The sequence below is a fragment of the Citricoccus sp. genome, assembly GCF_032154715.1.
Lineage (GTDB): Bacteria > Actinomycetota > Actinomycetes > Actinomycetales > Micrococcaceae > Citricoccus.
The window spans coordinates 24,239-45,415 of the sequence record NZ_JALDXU010000017.1 but is presented as its reverse complement, the minus strand read 5'-3'; the positions used below and the strand labels follow the sequence as shown (position 1 = coordinate 45,415).

General features: G+C 70.9%; 18 protein-coding genes. 15 read left to right on the top strand and 3 right to left on the bottom strand.

Annotated elements, in window-relative coordinates:
• Positions 1-13: 13 nt before the first annotated feature.
• Positions 14-2,101: an acetate--CoA ligase gene (gene acs, locus RUH65_RS04995; RefSeq protein ID WP_313816139.1), complete on the bottom strand. Its 2,088-nt coding sequence runs from the start codon at positions 2,099-2,101 to the stop codon at positions 14-16.
• Positions 2,102-2,357: 256 nt separating this feature from the next.
• Between acs and RUH65_RS04990 the strand changes: the two genes are divergently transcribed.
• The 10 genes from RUH65_RS04990 to RUH65_RS04945 all read left to right on the top strand — a co-directional run bounded on the left by RUH65_RS04990 (position 2,358) and on the right by RUH65_RS04945 (position 10,568).
• Positions 2,358-3,506 (top strand): hypothetical protein, encoded by a 1,149-nt coding sequence (locus tag RUH65_RS04990; RefSeq protein WP_313816138.1) that lies wholly within the window; start codon positions 2,358-2,360, stop codon positions 3,504-3,506.
• A complete protein-coding gene (nth, locus tag RUH65_RS04985) occupies positions 3,503-4,321 on the top strand; it encodes an endonuclease III (protein WP_313816137.1) in 819 nt (272 codons plus the stop codon). The genes RUH65_RS04990 and nth overlap by 4 nt, the downstream gene beginning before the upstream one ends.
• The gene (locus RUH65_RS04980; RefSeq protein WP_313816136.1) at positions 4,318-5,118 is read left to right on the top strand and encodes a CoA pyrophosphatase; all 801 of its coding nucleotides are present in this window, start codon (positions 4,318-4,320) and stop codon (positions 5,116-5,118) included. Before nth ends, RUH65_RS04980 begins: the two co-directional genes overlap by 4 nt.
• An 803-nt stretch (positions 5,119-5,921) precedes the next feature.
• Positions 5,922-6,470: a hypothetical protein gene (locus RUH65_RS04975; protein ID WP_313816135.1), complete on the top strand. Its 549-nt coding sequence runs from the start codon at positions 5,922-5,924 to the stop codon at positions 6,468-6,470.
• A 155-nt stretch (positions 6,471-6,625) separates the two neighbouring features.
• The gene (locus RUH65_RS04970; protein WP_313816134.1) at positions 6,626-7,765 is read left to right on the top strand and encodes a TadA family conjugal transfer-associated ATPase; all 1,140 of its coding nucleotides are present in this window, start codon (positions 6,626-6,628) and stop codon (positions 7,763-7,765) included.
• Between the two features lie 307 nt (positions 7,766-8,072).
• Complete coding sequence (locus RUH65_RS04965) at positions 8,073-8,456, top strand: hypothetical protein (protein WP_313816133.1); 384 nt, start codon at positions 8,073-8,075, stop codon at positions 8,454-8,456.
• Positions 8,453-8,923, top strand: coding sequence for a type II secretion system F family protein (locus RUH65_RS04960; RefSeq protein WP_313816132.1), 471 nt, complete (start codon positions 8,453-8,455; stop codon positions 8,921-8,923). The genes RUH65_RS04965 and RUH65_RS04960 overlap by 4 nt, the downstream gene beginning before the upstream one ends.
• Positions 8,924-9,147: 224 nt before the next feature.
• Entirely contained in the window at positions 9,148-9,438 is a 291-nt protein-coding gene (locus RUH65_RS04955) for a DUF4244 domain-containing protein (RefSeq protein WP_313816131.1), read from the top strand.
• Positions 9,439-9,762: 324 nt separating this feature from the next.
• Positions 9,763-10,161 (top strand): TadE family type IV pilus minor pilin, encoded by a 399-nt coding sequence (locus RUH65_RS04950; RefSeq protein ID WP_313816130.1) that lies wholly within the window; start codon positions 9,763-9,765, stop codon positions 10,159-10,161.
• Entirely contained in the window at positions 10,158-10,568 is a 411-nt protein-coding gene (locus RUH65_RS04945) for an Rv3654c family TadE-like protein (RefSeq protein ID WP_313816129.1), read from the top strand. The genes RUH65_RS04950 and RUH65_RS04945 overlap by 4 nt, the downstream gene beginning before the upstream one ends.
• Here the strand turns inward: RUH65_RS04945 and RUH65_RS04940 are convergent.
• Together RUH65_RS04940 and RUH65_RS04935 are read right to left on the bottom strand one after the other, a co-directional pair.
• Positions 10,493-12,919, bottom strand: a complete 2,427-nt coding sequence (locus RUH65_RS04940; protein WP_313816144.1) for a DEAD/DEAH box helicase — start codon at positions 12,917-12,919, stop codon at positions 10,493-10,495. The two genes, RUH65_RS04945 and RUH65_RS04940, sit on opposite strands and share 76 nt — an antisense overlap.
• A 99-nt stretch (positions 12,920-13,018) precedes the next feature.
• Complete coding sequence (locus RUH65_RS04935; RefSeq protein ID WP_313816128.1) at positions 13,019-13,732, bottom strand: GNAT family N-acetyltransferase; 714 nt, start codon at positions 13,730-13,732, stop codon at positions 13,019-13,021.
• Positions 13,733-13,884: 152 nt separating this feature from the next.
• Between RUH65_RS04935 and RUH65_RS04930 the strand changes: the two genes are divergently transcribed.
• From RUH65_RS04930 to topA, 5 genes are all read left to right on the top strand, one after another.
• The gene (locus tag RUH65_RS04930; protein WP_313816127.1) at positions 13,885-14,772 is read left to right on the top strand and encodes a rhodanese-related sulfurtransferase; all 888 of its coding nucleotides are present in this window, start codon (positions 13,885-13,887) and stop codon (positions 14,770-14,772) included.
• Positions 14,769-15,434, top strand: a complete 666-nt coding sequence (locus RUH65_RS04925; protein ID WP_313816126.1) for a hypothetical protein — start codon at positions 14,769-14,771, stop codon at positions 15,432-15,434. Before RUH65_RS04930 ends, RUH65_RS04925 begins: the two co-directional genes overlap by 4 nt.
• A gap of 53 nt (positions 15,435-15,487) precedes the next feature.
• Complete coding sequence (locus RUH65_RS04920) at positions 15,488-17,383, top strand: methyltransferase (protein ID WP_313816125.1); 1,896 nt, start codon at positions 15,488-15,490, stop codon at positions 17,381-17,383.
• A 45-nt stretch (positions 17,384-17,428) separates the two neighbouring features.
• Positions 17,429-18,148: a winged helix-turn-helix domain-containing protein gene (locus RUH65_RS04915; RefSeq protein WP_313816124.1), complete on the top strand. Its 720-nt coding sequence runs from the start codon at positions 17,429-17,431 to the stop codon at positions 18,146-18,148.
• Between the two features lie 159 nt (positions 18,149-18,307).
• Entirely contained in the window at positions 18,308-21,160 is a 2,853-nt protein-coding gene (topA, locus tag RUH65_RS04910) for a type I DNA topoisomerase (protein ID WP_313816123.1), read from the top strand.
• Positions 21,161-21,177: the final 17 nt, after the last annotated feature.

Sequence of the window (21,177 nt, the reverse complement as noted above, 5' to 3'; positions counted from 1 at the left end):
TCCCAGTGCAGCCTCACTCCTCGCCGGCCGCCTCGCGCTCCTTGATCTTCCCCTCGAGCTGCGACATCACGTCCGGGTCGCGCAGCGTGGTCACGTCGCCGAGCTCGCGCCCCTCGGCGATGTCGCGCAGCAGCCGGCGCATGATCTTGCCGGAGCGGGTCTTGGGCAGCTCCGGCACCACCAGGATGTGCTTGGGCTTCGCGATGGCCCCGATCTCGGAGGCCACGTGGGCCCGCAGGTCAGCCTCGGTCTGGACTGGATCAACCGCTCCGTCTACCTGGGATTCCTCGGTGAGGATCACGAACGCCACCACGGCCTGGCCGGTGGTGGCATCGGTGGCGCCGACCACGGCGGACTCCGCCACGATCGGGTGGGAGACCAGGGCGGACTCGATCTCCGAGGTGGAGAGCCGGTGGCCGGAGATGTTCATGACGTCATCCACCCGGCCGGTGACCCAGACGTCCCCGTCCTCGTCCCGGCGGGCGCCGTCCCCCGCGAAGTAGACGCCCTCGAACCGGGACCAGTAGGTCTCCTTGAAGCGCTCGGGGTCGCCCCAGATGCCGCGCAGCATGGACGGCCACGGATCCCGGATCACCAGGAAGCCGGCACCGGCACCCTCGAAGGACCGGCCAGCCTCGTCCACCACGTCCACGGTGATCCCCGGGACGGGCGTCTGGGCCGAGCCGGGCTTGGTGGCCGTGACACCGGGCAGGGGCGAGATCATGTGGGCGCCGGTCTCGGTCTGCCACCAGGTGTCCACGATCGGGGCGGGGTGCTCCTTGCGGGCACCCGGGGTGACGGAGCCGTCGTCGTTCTTCGTTCCGGCGCCGGCGTTGCCGCCGATGACCTCCCGGTACCACATCCAGGCCTCGGGGTTGATGGCCTCGCCGACGGATCCGAGCACGCGGATCGAGGACAGGTCGAAGGCGTCCGGCACCTGCCGGCCCCACTTCATGCAGGTGCGGATGGCGGTGGGGGCGGTGTACATGATGGTGATCCCGTACTTGGCCACGATCTCCCACCAGCGGCCGGTGTGCGGGAAGTCGGGGGTGCCCTCGTAGATCACCTGGGTGGCGCCGTTGATGAGGGGCGCGTAGGTGACGTAGGAGTGCCCGGTGACCCAGCCGACGTCGGCCGTGCACCAGTACACGTCCGTCTCGGGATGGAGATCGAAGGTGTCCTGGTGGGTGACGGCGGTCTGCACCAGGTAGCCGCCGGTGGTGTGCAGGATGCCCTTCGGCTTCCCGGTGGTGCCGGAGGTGTAGAGGATGTACAGCGGGTGCTCGGAGTCATGCCAGACCAGCTCGTGTTCATCCGACTGCTCGCCCAGCACGTCGTGCCACCACAGGTCCCGGCCGGCCGTCCACTCCACGTCCTGCTCGTTGCGCCGGACCACGAGGACATGGGCCACGGAATGGCCGGGCTCGGCCAGGGAGGCATCCACCGCCGGCTTGAGCATCGAGGGCTTGCCACGCCGCCAGGAGCCGTCCGCGGTGACCACGAGCTTGGCCTCGGCGTCGTCGATCCGCGAGCGCAGGGCATCCGCGGAGAAGCCGCCGAAGACCACGGAGTGAACCGCACCGATCCGGGCGCAGGCCAGCATGGTGATGACGGTCTCGGCGATCATCGGCATGTAGACGGCCACGCGGTCGCCCTTGGTGACCCCGAGCGACTCGAAGGCGTTGGCGGCCCGCCGGACCTCGGCGGCGAGCTCGGCGTAGGTCCAGGAGCGGGAGTCACCGGGCTCTCCCTCGAAGTGGATGGCCACACGGTCGCCCAGTCCGGCCTCCACATGGCGGTCCAGCGCGTTGTAGGCGGCGTTGGTGGTGCCGCCGACGAACCACTTCGCAAACGGGGCGTCCGACCAGTCCAGCACCTCGGTGAAGTCCTGGTCCCAGTCCAGCACCTCACGCGCCCGGTGGGCCCAGTAGCCCAGCCGGTCCGAGGCGGCCTCCTCATAGCGGTCAGCCCCGGCCACGGCCTGGGCGGCGAACTCCGCCGAGGGCGGGAAGCTGCGGTGCTCGTGCGAGAGGGTGTCCATGGTGCCGCCGTCGGCGGCTGCGGAGGGGGAGGCCGATTCGTTGGACGCTGTTGTGCTCATGCGTACTCCTTGGTGGCGCGGTCGACGAGGACCACCGTGATGACACCCGGGGTGTAACCGGAGTCACAGGTGGCTTCGTCTTTAGCCTAACGCCAGCGCTGTCGGTGTGAAGCCGCGCACGTCAAACTGGGGGGACAGGGTCCGGTGTGGCTGGTTCAATGGTGCAGAGACCATCCATAGGGGAACCGGCGAGCACCGCCCGGTCTGGATCAATCGCTGGGGAGTCGCCCGTTCCGGGTGGCACAGGAGGAACCACATGAGCATCGCACCGGATTCATCCGCTACCGCAACGACCGGAGGCCCCGGCTCAGGACTCAGGCTGTCCAGTTGGGACGTCGCCTTCCTCGCGTCGGTCCTCGTGGTCCTCGCCGGGTCCATCGTCCCCCTGACCACCTCGCGGTGGGGCCTGAACCTGTGGGGCACCACCAACCTCTTCTTCCTCGGCATCGGGATCCTGATGCCGCTCGTCGCGGCCGGTTTCATCCTGGCCCGGGCCGCGTCCGCCGAGAAGTCCACGGGTGACGCCGGCCCCCGCCTCGGCTCGCTCAGCACCGATCAGTTCGCGCACGTCACCGCCTGGCTGGCGCTGTCCTACTTCTTCATCACGTTCGTCACCACCCTGGACCCCGTCCTGCTCATCGGCCTCGCCGGCGCCTTCGGCCTGGTGGTCACCTCCCCGATGCGCTCCCTCACGGCCCCGCTCTTCGCCGGATCCATCGCCCAGCACGGCACCGCACAACACGGCACCCTCCAGCCCGGCACCGAGACTGCCGGGGACCAGGGCGCGGAGTTCGGTCAGGCCCCGGCCTACGGTCAGGCTGCTTCGCAGGAGGCCCACGAGGAGTACCGGTCCTCACCGGAGCCCACCGCATCCCCTGAGCCCAGCCCGGACGGCGATCCGCAGTCCGCGACCGATCCCGATGAGGAGCTCGGGATCACCCGCGTGCGCCCTCGGTCCACGAACGAGGCCGCTGCCTCGGCGACCGCCGCGTTCGGAGCACCGGCGGCTGCTGAGCCGTCAGACGTGACAGACTCGTCAGACCCGTCAGACCCGTCAGACCCGTCAGCGCAGTCTGGATCGTCAGATCTGCCAGCGGCGTCGGCATCTGTCCGGCCGTCGCTGTCGTCACCGGTGCCGCAGGATCAGCACACGGCACCGATCGATCCGCTGGAAACCGGACCATCGGCCCCGCGGGGCACGGAACCGGCCGAGTACGAGGCGTTCTGGTTCGCCGTGGGAACGCGCCGCACGGCCGTGAACCCGGAAGACGGCAGCCCGGCCTTCGGGCTCGAGCCCGGCGGCTGGATCCTGGCCCTCGAAGACCGTGGCCACGAGTTCCTCGTGCAGAACACGGACGGCCGCACCGGCGTGCTGGAGGACCTCACGGACATCGAACGCGCGTGACGGATCAGAACCCCGTCCCGGCCGGCGTCGCCAGCGCCGGGGAAAGCACCCTCGCCCTGAAGCGCCGTGCCCGGAAGATCAACAGGGTGCTGGCCGAGGCATATCCCTACGCGGTCGCCGAGCTCGATTTCACCAACGCGTTCGAGCTGCTCGTGGCCACCGTCCTCTCGGCCCAGACCACGGACGTGCGGGTCAACGCGACCACTCCGGGGCTGTTCGCCCGTTTCCCGGACGCCGAGGCGATGTCCCACGCGGACGAGCGCGAGCTGCAGGAGATCGTGCGGCCCCTGGGCTTCTACCGGAACAAGGCCACCGCCATCCAGGGTCTCTCCCGGGCCCTGGTCGAACGCCACGGCGGGGAGGTCCCCGGCACGGTGGACGAGCTGGTGAAACTGCCCGGGGTCGGCCGCAAGACGGCCTTCGTGGTTCTGGGCAATGCCTTCGGGACTCCCGGGCTCACCGTGGACACCCACTTCGGTCGCCTGGCCCGGAGGCTCGGCTTCACCGCGCAGCAGGACCCGGTCAAGGTCGAATACGAGGTCGCCGAACTCTTCGAGCCGCGCGACTGGACCATGCTCTCCCATCGCCTGGTGTTCCACGGCCGCCGGGTCTGCCACGCCAAGCGCCCCGCCTGCGGGGCCTGCCCCGTTGCCCGCTGGTGCCCCTCCTTCGGGACCGGGGAGACCAATCCAGAGGCGGCGGCGTCGTTGCTGAAGTACGAGCTGGCTCCGGGCCGGGACGAGTTGCTGGCCAAGATGCTCGCCGGCGCCACCCGCGCCGAGCTGCGGGCCGAGGGCTACGGTCTGGGGGCATGATGCAGATCGACGGAGCTCTCGCGGACCTACGGTCCCTCGTGGAGCGCTACGGGACCGTGGACCCGGACCTGGCCGCGAGGCAGCCGACTGGTCCGGCCGCGCCCCGGATTCCCGACGACGGCCGGGGCTGGGACTTCGGCCTCACCGTTGTGCCCCCGGCCTCGGCCGAGGAGCCCTCGGACTCCGCCGTGCTGGTGCTGTTCGGTGCCCTGGACGGCCAGCCGGCACACTTCCACGGCACCGCCGTGCCGGAAGACCTGGACCTGCTGCTCACCCAGCGGTCCTTCGCCCTGCGCCACCACCCCGGCCAAGTCGCCTTCCCGGGAGGCCGCCGAGACCCCGATGACGTGGATTTCAGTGCTTGCGCCCTGCGGGAGGCCGAGGAGGAGACGGGCCTGGACCGGACCGGCGTGCGGGTCATCGGAACCCTGCCGCCGGCCCCGCTCACGGTCTCGAACTTCCGGGTTCATCCCGTGCTGGGCTGGTGGGACCGGCCCTCCGACGTCTTCGTGGTCGACGAGGGGGAGGCGGCCCGCGTGTTCCGGGTCCCCGTGGCCGACCTGGTGGACCCCGCCAATCGCATCACCACCTCCCTGTCCCGGGGAGCGGCGGGCGTCACCCGGCGGTTCAGGAGCCCGGCCTTTTTGGTCTCCGGCACCCTCGTGTGGGGATTCACGGCCATCCTGATCGACCGGATCCTCGACCTGTTGGGGTGGACCCAGGACTGGGACCGCAGCCGGATCGTGGACATCACCGATTGGGACGCGTCCATGCCGGTGCCCGGCCCTGACCTGTAGCCCTGTAGCCCTGTAGCCCTGTGGCTGTGGAGCCGCGCTGCGCCGCCATCGCGGAACGTTGCCGGCCGCGCTGACTCGTACACCTCCAGTTCCTCCACAAGCTGCCGCGCCCGGGCTGGTCCTCCACAGCGGCCGGCCTCCGAGGAGCAGGCCGGGGGCCGGACGGACAGGCTGGGAGCATGGCCGTCCGAGCATCCTCACCGTTGACCATCCTGTTCGTCGCCCCACCGGATCGGGATGGGGCGGTTCCGCATGGTCTGTTAGGCAGCACCCCACTCCTGTCCGAACTGCTGTGCACCGAAGTGGCCGCCTGTGCCGCCGCGGTCGGACACCGGCTGCTCGTTGTACCGCGCTCCGAGTGGGCGGCGGGGGCGCAGCCCCACCGGGCTGCTCCAGCGCCCCCCGCTCTCATCCTCTGGGGGCTCGCCCCCGGTGAGACGGCCGGTCCGGAGCCGGCGCCGGAGGACGGACACGATCAGGCGGAACCGCCGATCGCGACTGTCACCCTGGACGGGTCGTGCGCACCTGCCGGTGTTCTCTGCCTGCCGTCCCGGTCGCAGCAGCTCTGCCGCGTCCTGGCAGGGGCCCGTCCGGCGGACTCCGAACCTCCCGCCCGGGGGCGTGCCGCAGTGGTGGTCCACGATGGCCCGGGCGCTGACGGGGACGAGAGGTGGCCCGGGCTGTCCTGGGCCCTGACACTGCTGCTGGGCGGCCCCGGACGAGGCCTGCTCGTGGATGCCCAAGGTCCCCACGGGAGTCTGAGTGGACGGCTCCGAGCGCTGGCGCCTCCAGCGGATCGATGCGTGAGCTGGGACGGGATGCAGGACCTACCGGTTCCCGGGCCGGCGCTGGCCTCGCACCTGCCCGGGGCCGGAGGCGTCCGGTGGTGGGGGTGGACCTCATCATCACCCTCCGTCGGCCGCTGGACGGGCGACGACTGGGTCCACGTGGCCGTGGAGACGTTTCCCTGGACGGTCGTCGATGTCGGCAAGGACCAGGACCGGGCCCGTGACTGGGCCGAACGGGGGATGGGCCTGCTGCTGTGCACCGATCGCGGACCGGCGGCCGGCAGGCAGGTTCCGGCAGACGTGCTGTTGCAGGCCACTCCACATCAGCGGCCACCGCACTTCTCAGGCTCCGGGGATGCTCGTCGAGGACCAGCCCGGATGAGTGAACCCGCCGGGCCTGTGCGGATGGAGGCGCAGGATTGGGACGGTACGTCGCTGGCCTCCTGGATTCGGTCGAGTCGGCGCCGTTCCGCCCGAAGGCTGGCCGCGGAGATCGAACTGCGGCTGGACGGAGCGGGGACCCTGGAACTCGGTCGGCCCGTGGCCGGAAGGACCCTGCGATGAGCCGCGGATGGTCGCCGGAACCTCCACCGGGCGCAGGGCGGCGCCTTGCCGCTGGAACCTCTACGGGCCGGCAGCGGGCCCGCAGGTGGCTCGCCGGACGCCTCGCGGACCCGGTCCGTTCTCCAACCCGTGGTGCTCCGTCGCGGTCCGAGACCGTGCCGCCGGAACTGGTGGCCGAGGCCGTCCGCCGGCACCTGCCGGTGACCACGCCGCAGGAGGCGTCCGCCCAAATGACGGCGCTGACGGACGATCTCGCCGGCCTGGGCCCCCTCGCGGCCCCGGCCCGGAGTCCCGGCGTGACCGATGTGCTGGTGGACGGCGCCGGCACCATCTGGACAGACGGCCTGGACGGCCTCCGAGACACGGGCCGGTGTCTACCGGCTGACGACGCTCGCCGACTGGCCGTCCGGCTGCTGGCCCAGGGCGGCCGGCGGCTCGACGAGGGCCAGCCGTTCGGTGACGCACAGGTCATCGGCGCCCGGGTGCACGCCATCCTGCCACCACTGGCCTCAGGCGGAACGCAGATCAGTGTCCGGTTGGCCGCACCGGAGCCGCCGCGTCTGGAGGACCTGGCCCGGCACTGGCCTCATGGGCCGCAGTGGCTGGCCGCTCTGCGGCACCTGCTGCACACCCGCGCCAACCTGCTCATCAGCGGGGCCACCGGTTCCGGGAAGACCACCCTGCTCTCCGCGGTACTCTCGGAGGTCCCCGCGGACGAACGGATCATCACCGTGGAGGACACCCGCGAGCTGCGCCCCCGCCACGGCCATGTGGTCTCCCTGCAAGCTCGCTCCGGCAACTCCGAGGGCGCCGGTACCGTCGAGTTGTCCGAACTCGTCCGGCAGGCACTGCGGATGAGACCCGACCGGCTCGTCGTGGGAGAGTGCCGCGGGGCGGAGGTCGCGGACTTCCTCGCGGCCATGAACACCGGCCACCGAGGTGCCGCCGGAACACTGCACGCCAATTCCGCCTCCGACGTCCCGGCGCGGCTCCAGGCGATGGGTGCACTGGCCGGCCTCGGTTCGGAAGCCCTCGCGCTACAGGCCTCCAGCGCGGTAGACGCGGTCCTTCACCTGGAACGGACCGATGCCGGACGGCACCCCGTGGAGCTGGCCGTCGTGGACCGAGACACCAGCCGGACCGGCACGCTGCGTGTCAGCTCGGCGCTCTCCCTGGTCGGAACCGCCCTGACTGCCGGGCCAGGCGAGGGGGCGCTGGAGGACCTGTCAACAGCCGGGATGCACCGAAACCCGGGCTTGCGGCGGAGTGGGGGCCGGCATGCGATCGGGGCCTGAACGGCGGAACCAGCTGCGGTGGTGGTCGCGCTGGCTGCAGTGGCTCCCGGGGCAGGCGCGGCGCCGGCGTGAACACGAGACCGAGGAATTCGTCGGCCTCCTCCGGCGGGCGTCCGCGCTGTTGCAGGCTGGCCGCCGGCCTGAGCGCGTCTGGGCGGAACTGTCCGGACTCTACGAGTCGTGTTCAGGCGGACCAGACAGGCCAGACAAGCCCGATGGGCCAAACAGGCCAGGCGGGCCGCATCGGCCAGCCAGTCGGGCGGGATGCTGCCTGCACCACGTCCTGGTCGCCGCTGACCTGGAGATCATGCTCGGTGGCGAGCCGTTCGCCGCCGTGGAGGCCCCGGGGCAGGGCCGTCACTGGCGCCAGCTGGATGGATGTCTGGCGGTCTCCCACCACGCCGGGATTCCGCTGGCTGGGCTGCTCGAGCGTTTGGCCGATGCCCTGGAGGAAGGCCAGGACGCCCAGCAGGCGCGGGACGCGGCGGCCGCTGGCCCGCGCTCCACGGCACAACTGCTGGGCTTCCTGCCTCTCGCCGGGATCGCGATGACGGCCCTGGTCGGGGGGCCGCCCACTGAGCTGCTGGCCGGCCCCCTCGGTTGGATCGTGATCGGCACTGGAGTGGGACTGGCGGTGATCGGCCATCTCTGGACACGAGTGCTGATCCGGCGGTCGGAGGAGACCACATGACCACGAGTACGCCCGCCCGGGCCCGCGCCTCGGCCGCACCGGACACGCTGGACGCCGCTCTGGCGATGGACTTGGTGGCGGGTCTGCTGGAAACGGGGCAGAGTCTTGTCTCCGGTCTCGACCTGCTGGGCACCCATGTCCCCGGGGCGGCCCCGGTCCGGCGGGTGGCCGCCCTGCTGCGGGCCGGGGTCGACTGGGACGACGCCTGGTCGGCCCACGAGCCCGAGGCCAGCGACCCCGACCTGCAGGAGCTGGCCGGCGAACTTCGCTTCGCCCATCTCACCGGAGCGCCCACGGCTGCCCTGCTGCGGTCCACGGCATCGACGCTCCGCCGTCACCGGAAACGCCGTGCTGAGCAACGGGCCGCAGAACTGGGTACCCGCCTGGTCCTGCCTCTGGGGCTCTGCCAGTTACCCTCGTTCCTCTGCCTGGGCGTGGTCCCGCTCGTCCTGGCCCTGCTGCCCTGACATTTCCCTGACACCCGCCCTGGCGCCTGCCCTCATGCCTGCAGGCGCGCGTTCATCCGGGGGGGAGGTGGGGCCGCCGTCGGGAACCCAGCGCAGTCCTCCACACCAGCCCGCAATGCCCCGGCCATCCAGATCTGCCAGCTTCCGCGCCCCACAGGAGACAACACCGACGCAGGCTGGAAGCAGGCGACCACACCGGCCGCCTTCACACCAGAGGAGACACCATGACCGCCACACTGCAACACGAACACCACGCTCTGCGCACGGCCAGCGGAGTCCACCGGCCTGCCTCCACCGCCGACGCTGCCTCCACCGCCGACGCCGCCCTCGCAAGGCAGGACCGTCCGGCCTCGACCCCTGACTGGGGCGACGAGACAGGCGCACAGACCGCCGAGTACGGCATCGTCACGCTCGCCGCCGTTGGGTTTGCCGGCGTCCTGGCCGTCGTCCTCGCCGGGTCCGACGTGCAGGGACTGCTGCTGGACATCGTCAAGAATGCCCTCAGCTTCGGCTGAGAAACCTCCACCGGCCACCGGGTCCCGCCGATACCCCTCTCGGCGGGGCCCGGTACCCGTGGCAGACCCCGGCCGATCCCGATCTGGCACATGGCCGGACACGGCCGAATCCTGCCCCCATCCGCACCGCTGCGGTGCCGCCCGAGCGACACCCGAAGACTCGAGGAAGCCATGGACTGCCGTCCTCTGACCGAACATCACCCCTTGGCCCGATCCACGGGGCCCGGCACTTCCGCCGATCCCAGCCCGCCCAGCCCGCCCAGCCCTCCCCGCGCTCTCGGCTCTCCCGCATCTCTTGGCCCTCCTGCCAGCCCCGGCCGCCCGTTGTGGCCCGAGCGCCCCTCCGGACCTGCCGGTGCGGCCGAGGCCGAACGAGGATCGGTCACCGCTGAATACGCGGTCATGCTGCCGGCCGCGGCCCTGGTGCTGGTAGGCGCCCTGCTCGCCGGTGCCGCGACACTGCAGCAGGTCCGGCTGGAGGAAGCCGCGGCGGCCTCGGTCCGGGAGCTGGCACGGGGCGAGAGTGAGTCCGACGTCCACTCCACCGCCCGGCGCATGGCCGGTGAGGCCACAGCACTCAGCACTGACCGTAGCTCCGGTTGGGTCGCGGTGACCGTGGCCCACGCCCCTCCAGGGCCCCTGGCATGGTGGGACGGGTGGGAACTGGAGGCGACGGCCCACGCGCCGGACCAGTGGGCCGTGCCACCCACGGGAACACCATGAGCCGGACGACGGCCCACCGGCCAGGCGTACGCGATGACCAAGACGAACAGAGCAGGCCGAGCGAACACGGCGCCGGAAGTGTCACCGTGCTGGCCACGGTGTTCCTGACACTGGCACTGCTGGGGGCTACCGCGGCATTGGGCGCCGCGGCCACGGCGGCGGCGCGGGCTTCTGGGGCCGCGGACCTCGCCGCGCTCGCCGCCGCCGATGCGGCCCGTGGACTGGTGCTGGCCGATCCCTGTGCCCTGGCCGCCCAGACGGCTGATCGCCATGGGGCCACGGTCACCGAGTGTGCTGCCGCCGGAGACGGCACCGTACAGGTGCGCACCCGCTATGAGTCGACGCTGCCGTGGCCCTCCGAGGGGGTGTCCCGGGCCGGTCCTCCAGCGTCAACGGTGCCGCGGTGAGCGCCGGCCCGTCGCGACCGTGCCGCCTCGATCCGGATGCCCTGCAACACGAAGGTCAGCAGGGTGGCGGCGCCGTCCTTGTCCAGCGGGTTGTTGCGGTTGCCGCACTTCGGAGACTGCACACAGGACGGGCAGCCCGAGGAGCAACTGCAGGAGAGCACCGTGTCCAAGGTGGCCTGCAGCCAGGTCGCCGCCTCCGCGAAGCCCCGCTCGGCGAAGCCGGCACCGCCCGGGTGGCCGTCGTAGACGAACACGGAGGGCTGGCCGGTGTCCGGGTGCAGGGCCATCGACACCCCGCCGATGTCCCAGCGGTCGTTCGAGGCGACGATGGGCAGCAGCCCGATCATCGCGTGTTCGGCGGCGTGCAGGGATCCCGGCAGCCGGTCCATCGTCAGCCCGGCGGCCACGAGCACCTCCGAAGGGCAGTGGAACCAGACGGCCGTGGTGAAGAGGTCCCGGGCGGGCAGCTCCAGGGGCTCCTCGCCGAGGACCTCCCCGGAGACCAGCGCCTTGCGCTGGTAGGACACCACCTGGGTGGTGACCTTCACGGGTCCCGTGCACCATTGCAGATCTCCCGCGTCCACCCGGTGGACCGTGTCCAGGATCTCGATCTCGGTGATGTCCCGGGCCTGCGTGAAGAAATCCGGCCACGCCCGCGTCACCAGGACGGCGTGGGCGTCCTCGTCGAGGTCCTCCACCAGATACGTGCGGTCCTGGTGGACATACACGGCACCGGGATGGGCCTGGTAGTGGGTCTGTGGGGAGCCCATGGAGCCCAGCAGGGCGCCGGTCTCGGTGTCGATGATGTTCACCGGTCCGCCGCCGTCGTCGCGCAGGGACACCAGCCCCGCGGCATGTTCGGGATGCGTCCAGAACCAGCCGGCCGGACGGCGCCTCAGGTAGCCCTGCTCGACGAGCTGTTCCACCAGCCCGCGGACCTCCTCCGGGTCTCCGAAGTCACCGAGCCCCTCCGGGACCAACGGGAATTCGGCGGCCGCGGCGCACAAGTGGGGGGCGAGGATGTGCGGGTTGGTCGGGTCGGTGACCGAGTCCTCCACGGCCAGTTCGAAGACGGCCTCCGGGTGGTGCACCACGTAGGTGTCCAGTGGATCGTCCCCGGCCACGTAGAGTGCCACGGATTCCTGCCCCGACCGTCCGGCGCGTCCCACCTGCTGGAAGAACGACGCGCGGGTGCCCGGCCAGCCGGCCACCAGCACCGCGTCGAGTCCGGCGATGTCGATGCCCAGTTCCAACGCCGGCGTGGACGCGACTCCGAGCAACCGGCCGGTACGCAGGGCCGTCTCCACCTCACGGCGTTCCTCCGGCAGGTAACCGGCCCGATAGGCCGCCACTCGGGGCGGCAAGGACGGGTCCACCTCGGCGAGCTCACGTTTGGCGGCGGAGGCCATCGCCTCGGCGCCGCGGCGGGAGCGGATGAAGGCGATGGTCCTGGTTCCGGTGACGGCCAGGTCAGCCATCATCCCGGCACCCTCGGCCGTGGCCGAACGTCGCAGGGGTGCCCCGTTCTCACCGCGGCGGTCTGTGAGCTCCGGTTCCCAGAAGCCGACCGTGACGGCTCCGTGGGGGGAGGCGTCCTCGGTCACAGCGACCGCGTCCGCGCCGATCAGACGCGAAAAGGACCCTGCGGGGTCCGCACTGGTGGCCGAGGCCCCGATGAACACCGGACCCACTGTGCCCGCGCCCTCGGTCCGCTCACGCCGCCCGGACCGGTAGTGCGCGCAGACTCGGGCCAGCCGTCGCAGGAGCACGGCCACGTGGGAGCCGAAGACCCCCCGGTACACGTGCGCCTCGTCCACCACCACGAAGCGCAGCCGCCGGAAGAACCGGGACCAGCGTTCGTGGTGCGGCAGGATCCCGACATGCAGCATGTCCGGGTTCGTCAGCAGCACGTTCGCGTGTTCACGGGCCCACTTGCGGTCGGCGATGTCCGTGTCCCCGTCGTAGGGGGCTGGCCGCAGCCACGTGGCGCCGTCCCGGGCCAGGGCGCGCCAGGCGTTGAGCTGGTCGGCCGCGAGCGCCTTCGTCGGAGACAGGTAGAGCACAGTCCCGGCAGGGTCATCGTGCAGGGCGGTGCCGGCGGCAAGCTGGTAGCCGAGGGATTTGCCCGACGCCGTCCCCGTCGCCAGCACCACGTTGGTCCCGCCGGCCGCGAGGCCGGCCGCCTCCGCCTGGTGCTTCCAGGGCTCCAGGGCCCCGGAGCCCCCCAGCGCGTGGATCAGGCCGTCCGGGGTGCCCTCCGGCCAGGGCACCGTGACGGCCTGCCGTTCGGGCAGGTGCCGGACATGGAGCAATTGCGGCGGAATGGAGCGGCGGCCGAGCGTGCGGCTCAGGGCCTCAGCGTCCCGGGGATCATCCGTGCGCGGTCCACCCGCCGGCCGCCCAGGGCCCTCTCCGGTGCCGTTCGGGGGGTGTTCCCCGCGGGGGTCCACTCAGCCGGCGTCCGAGTGGGACGGGTTCTCGGTGTCGTCCTCCAGGGCGCCGTAGACGGTGACGTCGGCGAGCTCGGTCCAGCCGAGGTGGCCGTAGAGGGCCTGACCGTCGGCGCTGGCCACGAGCAGGCCTTCCTCGACGTCGTGCTCCAGTGCCAGCGAGGCGAGGTAGCGCATCACCAGCGAACCGAGGCCCTGCCGGCGGAAGTCGGGGGAGGTCCAGATGCGGTCGAACACGGCATAGCCCTCCACCGCGGCCACCCGGCCGCGGGCGGCCACGGAGCCCTCACCCTGGGGATGTTCCTCCGTGCTGATGATGGTGACGAGGAACCAGTCCGGGTCCTTGCGTTCCACGGTGGCCTCGAACTCCTCGGGCACGATGGGAGCCTCGACGTCCTGGCCTCCCATGTCCACCACCATGAGCTTCTCGCCGGTGGAGAGCGCCTTGAGGGGGATACCGGCCGGCACGGTGGGCGGCGGGCCGACCACGGTCAGCAGCCGTCCGGGATGGTTCTGGACCTCGGCGGACACCGCCTCGAGGGCAGTCTCGTCCGGATGGGCCAGGACGTATTCCCAGTCCTGTCCGTCGCCGGCCTGGACTCCACTGCGCAGGGACGCGTGGACCACGCCGTCATGTTGCACGTCGTAGTTCCGGCAGCGGGACCAGCCGGTCACCCAGGTGCTGACCAGCGCGTCATTCAAGGCAGAAGTCATGGGACGAGACTAGCCCGAGCCGCAGCCTGCCCGCACCCGCCGGAACAACATCCAGGTCAAATCGTCATCTGCCGGTATCCTGCGGTTTCCGTCCGCACGCAGGCCCTGGACGGGCCTCGTCGGGAGGGGCGTCGCGGACTACCCTTGATGCAGTGAGCCAGTCCAAGATCGCCCTGTATTACCGCTTCGCCCCGTTGGCCGATCCGGAGGCCGTGCGTCTCTGGCAGCACGCCTTGGCCTCGCGTTGGGGGCTGACCGGGCGCATTATCGTGTCCCCGCACGGGATCAACGGCACCGTGGGCGGGCCCCTGGACGCGGTGAAACAATACGTCAAGACCACCCGCACCTACGGCCCCTTCGCCGGCCTGGAGGTCAAGTGGTCCGACGGTTCGGCGGAGGACTTCCCGCGGCTGTCCGTCAAGGTGCGGCCCGAGCTGGTGGCCTTCGACGCCCCGGACGAGATCGTCGTCACCGAGGACGGCGTGCAGGACAGCGGTGTGCACCTGACGCCCGAGGACCTGCACCGCCTGGTGGAGGAGAAGAAGTCCGCCGGTACCCCCGTGGTGTTCTTCGACGGGCGCAACGCCGTGGAGGCCAAGATTGGCCGATTCGCCGGGGCCGTGGTGCCGGACACCGTCACCACCCGGGACTTCGTCTCCGAACTGGACTCGGGAGCCTATGACCATCTCAAGGACCAACCCGTGGTCACCTACTGCACGGGCGGGGTCCGCTGTGAAGTGCTGACCGCGCTGATGCACCACCGCGGCTTCGGGGAGGTCTACCAACTGGACGGCGGGATCGTGACATACGGGGAGGCCTATGGTGACTCCGGCCTCTGGGAGGGATCCCTGGCCGTCTTCGACCAGCGCATGAGGGTCCAGTTCTCCGAGCAATCCGTGACGATCGGCGAGTGCACCCTCTGTGCGGGTCCCACCTCGGAACTGCGGAACTGTTCCGATCCGTCCTGCCAGACCCTGGACACGGTGTGCGACGCCTGCGCCCAGGCCGTCCCGGACCGCACCTGCGCGGTGTGCCCGTGAGACGCCGGGCCGCCGGACTGGTCCTCGCGGGGCTGTTGCTGACCGGTTGTGGGGCGCCCGACCCGGCGGACACCCCACCCCAGTCGGAGGAACAGCTCCGGGCGATGCTCCTGACCATGGAGGAATATGGACTGGAGGGAGCCGACGGCCCGGGGGAGCAGATCGACCCCAGCCTGATCGCGACCGTCGTCGACGACCCCTCCCAGGCCGAGGGCGCCTGCGCTGACGCGCTGCAGGCCCTGCAGTCCGCCTCGTTCGAGACCACCGCCAGCGCGGCCGAGGCCGTCAGCGTGGTGGAGGGCAACGAAGACGCCTACCTGCCTCCTGTCCTGTCCACCGCACTGTTCGCCCGTGAGGACGGCGATGGGCCGGAACCGGGACCGCTCTACACCGCGGTGGGCCGGGACTGCGAGGGTGCGGAGCTGCGTCAGGGCGAGGCCACTGTCACCGTGGAACCCCGGCCCGGAGGCCGGGACGGGGTGGTGGCGCACAGCAGCGGAGACGAGTTGCTCGGGGACGCCAGCGTGACCATCGCGGTGGAGACCGTGGGCCATCACCACGTCATGGTCAGCGGCATCCTCGTGGACCCGGAGACCGTGGTGGCGGCGTTCGACCGGCAGGTCGAGAAACTCCGGGAGGGGCTCCTCGCGGCAGCACCGTGAGACCGGTCGGGGGTGATGCCGGTGCCGGGCCGGCGACGCACCACAATGGAGCCATGACCGATCCGCGTCCGAGCGCCACCAGCTCCGTCAACACCGCCAGCACTGCCAGCACAGACCATCCCTCCACCCACGCGATGGCCGATCCGCCGCGGTGGGGCCGGGACGCCGCCGTCGCCAACCTGGCCGCCGACCTGCGCGCATTGCCCTACACCACGGACGCGGTCGGCGATCTCCTGGGGGCGATGGCCACCGCCGCGCTGGAGCGCGAGCAGGCAGAGCCGGCTCGCCGCCGCCTCGCCCAGGTGATGCGCGACGCCGGCGCCTCCGCCTCCCAGCGTGCGCTCGCCGCCGCCGTGGCCTGCTGGATGCTCGGCGACCCGGTGCCGACCACCGCGCTGGACACCGCCCTGCCCACGCTGACGGCCGCCGGTGCCGCGGAGCTCAGCCTGGGCTGGACCCGGGACGGGGTCTTCCACCCGGTGGTCGATCTCTCGCCCTACTCGACCGATGACCTCGGTGAGCTGTGGGTGGCCAGCGACCAGACCGCCCTGCAGACCCGGACCACCTTGCCCCCCTGGCACGTGCTCGGCATCGGTCGGGCGTCGATGACCCTGGCGGGCAACGTGATTCGCCGCCCCGTGGCCAGGGCCCTGGACCTCGGCACCGGCTGCGGCATCCAGACCCTGCACCTGCTGGCCCACGCCGACCACGTCACCGCCACGGACCTGTCCCTCCGGGCGCTCGAGTTCACGGCCTTCAACCTGGCCCTCAACGCCCAGGCGCTCGGTCTGGACCTGGACCTGGACCCGGATCTGGCTGACCTCCAGGAGCGGGACGGTCAATCGCAGGGAACCGGCAGCGGATTCCCCCTCACGCTCGGCGGGCGCGTCACCCTGCTGCAGGGAGACCTGCTGGAGCCGGTGAGCGGCTGCCGCTTCGACCTGGTGGTCTCCAACCCGCCGTACGTCATCACCCCGCGCTCGGGGTCGGAGCCGGCCCGGTTCACCGGGGAGGGCGGAGACGGGATCAACACGTACCGGGACGGCGGACGCCCCGGGGACCGGCTGCTGGCCGAGCTCGTCGCCACCCTGCCGGAACACCTCGAGCCCGGCGGCATGGCGCAGATGCTGGGCAACTGGGAGATCCACGGGCTCCCGGACCACGCCGTGGAGGGTGGGCTGGACAGCACCCTGGATGGCGGGCTGGACAGCGCACCGGACCGTGTGGCCGGGGCCGCCAGCCCCCAGCTGCCCGGCTGGGAGGTGCGCCCGTGCTCTTGGGTGCCGTCCGGCGTCGATGCCTGGTTCATCCAGCGTGACGTCCTGGACCCGGCCGGCTACGCCGAGACCTGGCTGCAGGACTCTTCCGAGCAGCTCGATCCCGTGAGGTATGCGGCGGGGTACCGGCGCTATCTGGAGGACTTCGGAGAACGGGGCGTGGCCGCCGTCGGGTTCGGGTACGTGTGGTTGCGCCGCCCGGCCGCACCGCGGGCCGGCCGGATCCGCACCGAGGTCCTCGAGTCCGAGCTGCAGCAGCCGTTGGGGCCGGCATGGGGCGAGGCGGTGGTCCGCTGGGACCTCGTCGCCGGAGATATCGGAGACATCGGAGTCACCGGAGTCACCGGAGACCCGACGGCGTTGAGGGAGCTGCATGTCACGGTTCCCGGCGATGTCACCGAGGAACGCCACCAGCGCTTCGGCTCCGACCACCCGGAGATCATCCTGGCCCGTCAGGGCGGCGGTTTCCGGCGGACGGCCCACGTGGACACCGCCACCGCCGGGTTCCTGTCCGCCGCGGACGGCGAGTTCTCGGTAGGGCAGCTGACCGGTGCGGTGGCCGGTCTGCTGGACCTGGACGAGGCGGGGGAGCGGGCCCTGGTGGCCGCCGTGGCGGAGCTGATCACGGACGGATTCCTGACCGTTACCGCACCGATATCGTCCGGAATGTGAACGAGGACACGCCAAATCTGAAAGAACTGCCTAGAATCTTGGTCCATGACTGAACTAGACACCGCTCCGACCCCCGGGAGCGGAACGGTGCCGGCCGCCCGACGGCCGGTGGTCATCTCCGATCCCCAGGCCATCCGGGCCCTCGCCCACGAGGCGCGGCTGGAGGCGCTCGAGGAACTCTACGCCTCGCAGTCCACTCGCACCGCGACCGAACTGGCCTCCCGGTGCGGCCTCACCCCCTCGGCCATGAGCTACCACCTGCGGGCCCTGGAGAAATACGGCTTCGTGGAGCGTTCCCCCTCGGAGGGGGACGGCCGTGAGCGGCGATGGAAGGCGGCCGGCTACTCGCTGCTCGTCGACTCCCTGAACCACACCCCGGCCTCCAAGCAGGCATTCATCGACGTCCAGCTGAACACCTTCCGGGACCGGATCATGAAGGAGGTGGCCCGCCGTGAGGCCGAGGACAAGATCCTGCGTCAGGCGGCGGAGGAGGCCGTGGCCACCGCACGGGACGCCAACGCGCCCCTGGACGGTCGGGACATCGGTCTCCACGAGCCCGGCCGACGCCGGCCCCCGGTGCTGTCCACCGGCATGGTGTTCGTCAACGCCGAGCAGCGCGCCGAGTTCCAGCGACGCCTCGCCGAACTGATTGACGAGTTCGAGGAGCTCAATCCGGCCTCCGAGCGCTCGGTGGATGCCGAACGTGTGTATTACCTCGTCTCTGTTCTGGCAGACTCGGCCCCGGAAACCCCCGGTCACGCCTGATCGGGAGCCCGGGGCGCGCCGACGGTCGAGGACCGAGGGCGCGGTGCCGTTACATTAGTAGGGCACCGGGCGGTCCGCCTGGAAGTCACAGGCGGCCATCCACTGGGCCAGCCGGGCCCAGCGGACCTGTTCCCCGCCCGGCGACGAAAAGGAGCCCGAGTGTCTGAGAAGACGTCCAAGAAGACCACCTCCTCCGGTGACGGAACGAAACTGGTCATCGTGGAGTCCCCCGCCAAGTCCAAGTCCATCGCCAAGTACCTCGGCGATGGCTGGGTGGTGGACGCATCGGCGGGTCATATCCGGGATCTTCCGCAGCCGTCCGACCTGCCGGCGGACATGAAGAAGGGCCCCTACGGCAAGTTCGCCGTGGACACCGCCAACGGCTTCGAGCCGTACTACGTGGTCTACCCGGACAAGCGGAAGCGCGTCGCCGACCTCAAGCGGCTGCTCAAGGACGCCTCCGCCCTCTACCTCGCCACGGACGCCGACCGCGAGGGCGAGGCCATCGCGTGGCACCTGCTGCAGGAACTCAAGCCGAAGGTGCCCGTGTACCGGATGGCGTTCACCGAGATCACCAAGGAGGGCATCGCCCGCGGCCTCGAGAACGTCCGCGAGATCGACGCGGACCTGGTGGACGCCCAGGAGACCCGGCGCATCCTCGACCGACTCTTCGGCTACGAGATCTCCCCGGTGCTGTGGCGCAAAGTCCGCCAGGGCCTGTCCGCGGGACGCGTGCAGTCCGTCGCCACCCGGCTGGTCGTCGAACGCGAGCGCGAGCGCATGGCTTTCGTGCCGGCGTCGTACTGGGACCTGGACGGCACCTTCACCGCCAACGAGGGCAAGGGGGCCGGTGAGTCCTTCACCGCGCGCCTGAACTCGGTGGACGGCCAGCGGGTGGCCACCGGACGCGACTTCGACGACCGCGGCCAGCTCAAGAAGTCCGCCGCGGGCAAGGTCTCCACCCTCACCGAGGCCACGGCCACCGCCCTGGCCGCGGGCCTGCAGGGGGCCACCTTCACCGTCGACTCGGTCGAGGACAAGCCCTACACGCGCCGGCCGGCCGCCCCGTTCACCACCTCCACGCTCCAGCAGGAGGCCTCCCGCAAGCTGCGGTTCTCCTCGCGGGTGACCATGCAGGTGGCACAGCGGCTGTATGAGAACGGCTACATCACCTACATGCGTACCGACTCGGTGATGCTCTCGGACGAGGCGATCACCGCGGCCCGCCGGCAGGCCACCGAGCTCTACGGCCCGGACTCCATCCCGCAGGCCAAGCGGGTCTACAAGGCGAAGAGCGATTCGGCGCAGGAGGCCCACGAGGCCATCCGCCCCGCGGGGGACTCGTTCCGTACTCCGGGCCAGGTCTCCGGGTCCCTCGGTGCGGACGAGTTCCGCCTCTACGAACTGATCTGGAAGCGCACCATCGCCTCCCAGATGGCTGACGCCAAGGGCTACACCGCCACCGTCAAGCTCTCCGGAACCGCACAGGAGACCGCCGCCTCCGGCGAGATGGCGGGCCGGCTCGCCGGCTTCAGCGCCTCGGGCACCGTGATCACCTTCCCGGGGTTCCTCGCCGCCTACGAGGAGGGGCGCGACGCCGGCTCCGAACCCGCCGAGGGCGGCTCCGGTGGAGCTGGCAGCGGCGACGGCACGGGCGGCAAGGACAAGCGCCTGCCGGAGGTGTCCTCGGGCGAGACCCTCACCGGTGAGGACGTGATCGCCTCCGGCCATGAGACCTCCCCACCGCCGCGGTACACGGAGGCCTCGATCGTGGCCGAGCTGGAGAAGCGGGAGATCGGCCGGCCCTCGACCTTCGCCCCGACGATCTCCACGATCATGGACCGTGGCTATGTCACCAAGCGCGGCAGCGCCCTGGTCCCGTCCTGGACGGCCTTCAGCGTGATCCGGCTGCTCGAGGAGCACTTCGGCAAGTACGTGGACTACGACTTCACGGCCCGCATGGAGGACGACCTGGACCGGATCGCCGCCGGCGAGCTCCAGCGTGAGGCCTGGCTGCAGCACTTCTACTTCGGTGCCGAGTCCAGTGCCGAAGGCCTCAAGAACGTGGTGGACAACCTCGGTGACATCGATGCCCGCGCTGTGAACTCCATCCCGGTGGCTGACGGCATCACGCTGCGCGTGGGCAAGTTCGGCCCGTATCTGGAGAAGGACATCCCGGCGGGCTCCCCGGAGGGCACCGACCCGGAACGCGCCAACGTCCCCGAAGACCTGCCCCCGGACGAGCTGACTGCGGAGAAGGCTGAAGAGCTCTTCGCGACCGCCGGCCCGTCCGAGCGCGAGCTCGGGACCGATCCGGAGACCGGCCGCACCATCATGGCCCGGGACGGACGCTTCGGCCCCTACGTCACCGAGGTCATCCACGAGATGAACGAGGAGGAGCTGGCTGCCTGGATGGAGGCCCAGCCGACGGAGTACTACAAGAACGGCAAGCCCAAGCCGAAGAAGAAGCCAGCCAAGGAGAAGCCGCGCACCGGCTCCCTGTTCAAGTCGATGTCCATCGAGACTGTCACCCTCGAGGACGCCCTGAAGCTGATGAGCCTGCCCCGCGTGCTCGGCCAGGATGCCGAGGGCGTGGACATCACCGTGCAGAACGGCCGCTTCGGTCCGTACCTGAAGAAGGGCACGGACTCGCGGTCCCTCGAGTCCGAGGAGCAGATCTTCACGATCACGCTGGAGGAGGCCTTGGCCATCTACGCCCAGCCCAAGCAGCGAGGGCGCGGGGCAGCGAAGCCGCCGCTGGCCGAGTTCGGCGAGGATCCGACGTCGGGCAAGAAGGTGGTGGTCAAGGACGGCCGCTTCGGTCCCTACGTCACGGACGGCGAGACGAACATCACCGTGCCGCGGGCCATGGACCCGGAGTCGCTGACGGCCGAGCAGGCCTATGAGTTGCTGGCGGACAAGCGGGCCAAGGGTCCGGCGAAGAAGCCGGCCCGGAAGCCCGCCGCGCGCTCGAAGTCCACGTCCGGTGCTGGCACGTCGGGCAAGAAGTAGCGGAAGAAGAAGGCAGA

What these genes read in the sequence shown, in the direction of transcription:
- RUH65_RS04945 (WP_313816129.1), top strand. Translation starts at nt 10,158, where the DNA reads ATGAGCCGGACGACGGCCCACCGGCCAGGCGTACGCGATGACCAAGAC.
- RUH65_RS04915 (WP_313816124.1), top strand. Translation starts at nt 17,429, where the DNA reads ATGACTGAACTAGACACCGCTCCGACCCCCGGGAGCGGAACGGTGCCG.
- RUH65_RS04980 (WP_313816136.1), top strand. Translation starts at nt 4,318, where the DNA reads ATGATGCAGATCGACGGAGCTCTCGCGGACCTACGGTCCCTCGTGGAG.
- RUH65_RS04965 (WP_313816133.1), top strand. Translation starts at nt 8,073, where the DNA reads ATGCTCGGTGGCGAGCCGTTCGCCGCCGTGGAGGCCCCGGGGCAGGGC.
- RUH65_RS04935 (WP_313816128.1), bottom strand. Translation starts at nt 13,732, where the DNA reads ATGACTTCTGCCTTGAATGACGCGCTGGTCAGCACCTGGGTGACCGGC.
- RUH65_RS04990 (WP_313816138.1), top strand. Translation starts at nt 2,358, where the DNA reads ATGAGCATCGCACCGGATTCATCCGCTACCGCAACGACCGGAGGCCCC.
- RUH65_RS04920 (WP_313816125.1), top strand. Translation starts at nt 15,488, where the DNA reads ATGACCGATCCGCGTCCGAGCGCCACCAGCTCCGTCAACACCGCCAGC.
- acs (WP_313816139.1), bottom strand. Translation starts at nt 2,101, where the DNA reads ATGAGCACAACAGCGTCCAACGAATCGGCCTCCCCCTCCGCAGCCGCC.
- RUH65_RS04955 (WP_313816131.1), top strand. Translation starts at nt 9,148, where the DNA reads ATGACCGCCACACTGCAACACGAACACCACGCTCTGCGCACGGCCAGC.
- RUH65_RS04960 (WP_313816132.1), top strand. Translation starts at nt 8,453, where the DNA reads ATGACCACGAGTACGCCCGCCCGGGCCCGCGCCTCGGCCGCACCGGAC.